At 66.6% G+C, this 3,703-nt stretch carries 3 protein-coding genes and 1 pseudogene; all 4 read right to left on the bottom strand.

Annotated features, from left to right (window positions below; translation table 11 throughout):
* Positions 1 to 787 (bottom strand): annotated as a pseudogene (locus B2W70_RS14765) (flagellar motor protein MotB); the annotation flags it as partial.
* Between the two features lie 12 nt (positions 788 to 799).
* A complete protein-coding gene (locus B2W70_RS14760) occupies positions 800 to 1,471 on the bottom strand; it encodes a methyl-accepting chemotaxis protein (protein WP_286746801.1) in 672 nt (223 codons plus the stop codon).
* A gap of 136 nt (positions 1,472 to 1,607) precedes the next feature.
* Complete coding sequence (locus B2W70_RS14755) at positions 1,608 to 2,537, bottom strand: rhomboid family intramembrane serine protease (RefSeq protein ID WP_286746800.1); 930 nt, start codon at positions 2,535 to 2,537, stop codon at positions 1,608 to 1,610.
* Positions 2,538 to 2,587: 50 nt separating this feature from the next.
* Positions 2,588 to 3,703 (bottom strand): hypothetical protein (locus tag B2W70_RS14750; protein ID WP_286746799.1); only part of this gene is annotated, 1,116 nt, incomplete at its 5' end.

Here is a 3,703-nt window from a genome sequence, read left to right as displayed (position 1 = left end):
TGGTGGCCGTCTTGGTCGAATACACGACGTGGGCGCCCTTGACGTCGCGCAGGGCCAGCGACAGGTCAGGGTCCCACAGGACGGCGGCGTCCACGTCGCCCGAGACGAACGCAGCACGCACGCCTGCGGTGCCTTCTTCCGGCTTGATGAAGACCGTGCGCACCTGTTGCTTGGCGCGAGCGGTCATCGACGAGTTCTCGATGGCGTCGATCAGCATGCCGTGCGACGGCGTGAACTGGACCAGGCCCACGTTCTTGCCGGACAGGTCTTCAATGGTCTTGATGGCCGGGTCGCGGGCGATGACGGCGTCACCACCCTGGGTGTTGTCGACGATCAGGATGGCCTTGCCGTCGTGACCGGCGTTGCGCACATTGGGGTGCTCTTGTGCCCAGAAGTCAGAGGTGCGCCACACGCACTGCGCGCTCTTGGCTTCGAACAAGGTCGGGATGGTCGGGATGTCGTCGTTGATGACGAACTCGACGTGCAAGCCCAGCCGCTCGTAGATCGAGCCCGCGGCCGTTTTCAGGCTGTTGCCATTGGCCAGCACGGCGGGGGCATAGCCGTGAAAGCTCACCAGGCTGACCCGCAGCGGGTTGCTGGCAGAGCCGAGGGCGCCCTGGCGGGAAGCCGCAGCCGGGCTGGCCTGACCAGGGGTGGTGATCGCGGTGTCCTGGGCCGAGCCTTGGACCTTGTCCTTGACCACCAGGTGCCATGCTGCGGAGCCGATGGCCCCCAGCGCGGTCAACGCCAAAAGAGCCTTGGTCAGCCCGGTCATCTGATACGCCATGTTGTTCTCCCTTTACTGCCCGTTGGCCAGGCCAAATTGATGGATGAGCGCCTGCATGTCCGCCGAGGTGCGGGACAGCTGCTCCAGGTCCCGTTCGGCTGCGTGGCGGCGCGTCTGGTGATCGGCTTCGAGTGCGGCGCACTCCTGTGCCCCGCGCGCGATCTCCCGTGCCATCAAGGCCTCCAGGTCGGAGATCTGCTGGCGGATGGTTTTGAGTGAGTCTTCCTGCCGGGCCCGGATGGCGGCCAATTGCGCTTCGGTTTCGGCCTGTGAGGCCGAGACCCCGGCGCGCAGGGCCGCAGCGTGCTCGCTCATGGCGCGCACCTTGTGCGTGGCGTCGGAGATCGGGTCCTGGATGGTCCAGGTGTCGTCGGCGGCGTCGATGGCCTGGATGGTCTGCCTGCGAAGCCCGTCGTCCATGGCCTTGAGGCCATCGAGCAGGCGCAGCAGCCGCTCTGCCGGGTACGGGCTGGCGGGCACCCCCGCGTTCTCGTAGACCTGATCCAGCGACAGACCGGGCGACAGCGCGGCTGCGTCGGTGCCAGCGGGCAAGGTGCCGCCCAATTCGGACGGCTCTGCGGTCGACGCCTCGTGCGACGCATCCAGCGCACCTGTGTCGTGTGAAACATCCTCGACACGGCTGACCAGGCCAGCCTTCTCGAGCAGGCTCATCATTCCTTTCACGGCCTTCTCCCCTTCTGTTTGCAGCACGGCGCTGTGGCTGCCCGCTTCGGGCCCCTGCCGTGTTGCGCTGTAGTTTATGCGAAGGGCATGGCGCTCGACGCGGGCGGGCGCGGGGGCCAGATGGGTGAGGCGAGGCTCAAAACTCGCCGGCCTGGCTGCTCCACATCTTGCCAACGCCTTGCGTGGCGGGCGCCTCGGGGAGCAGGGGCTGGGCGCGCTCTTCGCTGCGCGGCGGTTCGCTGAAATCCGGCATGGCCGCCTCCAGCCTTTCTTGTTCGGCGATCGTCTCGGCGATGGCCTTGAGCTCGACGGCAGCCGGGTCCGGCACCCACAAGGCGATCGGCAAAATGGCCAGCATCGCGCAGCCCACGTGCCCCAGCGCGCGCACCAGGCGCTTGGGCGAGTGCATGGTTTGCAGCAGGCAACCGCCCAGGATCGCTCCGGCGACCAGGCCCCCGATGTGCGCCACCTGGTCGTTCGAGGGCCGGATGAACCCGAAGGCCAGCGTGAGCCCCACGGTTGGCAGCAGGCCGGAGATCGCCGCCTTGTCTTGCAGCAGTTCATGGCGTTGATCGCTCTCGTCGAGCATGTAGGCCGCGAACAAGGCGCCGCACAGGGCCATCACGGCACCCGATGCACCGACGCCGACGATCAGGTTGTATCGAACCTGCCCCAGGATGTTGACCTGCTCGGCCATGGCCACGCCACCGATGGCGCTGGCCAGCCCTGCGAGCAGCCCGCCTGCCAGGAACACGGCCAGCGAACCTCGGCCCCCAAAGACGGCCTCGGCCAGCGGCCCGACATAGGCGAGCACGGCGAGGTTCATGAGCAGGTGCATCCAGTCGCCGTGCATGAACATGCCGGTCACCAGGCGCCAGGGCTCGGAGGTCAGGGTCAGGTAGCCGACGTTGCCGGCTTTGGACAGCGCATCGATGTCGGGCCCAGCAACGGAGCCAGCGTGAAGCAACTGGATCACGAAGGTGAGCAGGATCAGCGCGATCAAGGCCCAGGTTGCGGCGCCTGGCATGCGCGGGGTGGGGGAGGCAATGGGGGTGTCGGTTTGCATGGTGGGGGTCCCTGTTTGGAGTTTGGTTTTTGTTTGTTTGGGTTGTCAGCTCATTGCTTGAGGCTGAAGACGCGCACGGTGAGGTCTGGGTCGTCGTACCAGTTGCCGTGTGCGCCGTACACCCGGTCGCTGTTCGGGTCCAGGCCCATCACACCGAGGTAGCCGGGCAGCCCGAGCCGGGTCCAACTGCGTCCGCCGTCGAGCGAGTAGAAGGCTGCGTTGGCATCGATCTCTGCCGGCTCATCGCGAAATGGCGTCAACCACGTCGGCACGGTGTGTGAGGCCATGACGCTGACCACGATGGCGTGTTGCCCCACGAGGATGCTGTCCACCCGGCTGCTGCCGGGCAGGGGCCAGAAAGGGTTGGGCAGGGCGCCAACCGGCTTCCAGCTCTGCTCTGCGACGTCGAACTCGGCGATCTCATCGCGCTCCTGGTCTGTGTGCGCCAGCACGCCCACCAGGCCCCCATCGGGACGCTGTTGCACCTTCCGCAGGCATGCGCCGAACTCTCGCTTGATCGGCCCGACAAGCCACTGCCCATCACGGTGGCGCAACTCTGTCATGGCGGTCGTGCACACGAGCCCCGAGGTGAGGCTGGCTTCTGGATGGGCGTACATGACGCGCTGACTGGTCCATGCGAAAGCGCGGTCAGCGGAGACCTGGAACACGTATCGCTTGAGCTCATCGCCCAGTGATTCAGCGATCTCCGTGCCTTGGGGCAGGTGCGGTGCAAAGCCGGTCAGGGGCAGCCGCATTTCGGCAGGCACCGCGATGGTTTCGACCGTGCGGCCCAGGTCGCGCGAGTGGTAAATGGTGCCTGGCATTGGCGCTTCATCGAGCCCCATGTTGGTGTCAGCGGCATCGCCAAAGACCCACATGTCGGTCTTGCCAAAGAAGCCCGGGCGCAGGCTCCATGCGACGTGCTCCGCGTGGGGGAACAGGCCCTCGCGCACCCAGTGCCACGTGTTGCCTTGGTCGTCAGACCGGAAGACGGCCAGCTGGTTGGGGCTTGTGTCGTTGAGGGCGTCCGGGTTGTTCGACGCAGGGCGGTCCAGGCCGGTCAGCAGGAAGACGGGGCTGCCGCTGGGGTGGGCCAGCAGACAGGCTCGTTCACCCACGACCGCCTTGAGCTCGAAGCGCCCCTGGGCGTTGCGCCGAGAGATGAA

Source organism: Aquabacterium sp. UBA2148, from assembly GCF_002328915.1.
Taxonomy (GTDB): Bacteria; Pseudomonadota; Gammaproteobacteria; order Burkholderiales; family Burkholderiaceae_C; genus Aquabacterium; species Aquabacterium parvum.
This window is presented reverse-complemented; position numbering and strand designations above follow the sequence as displayed.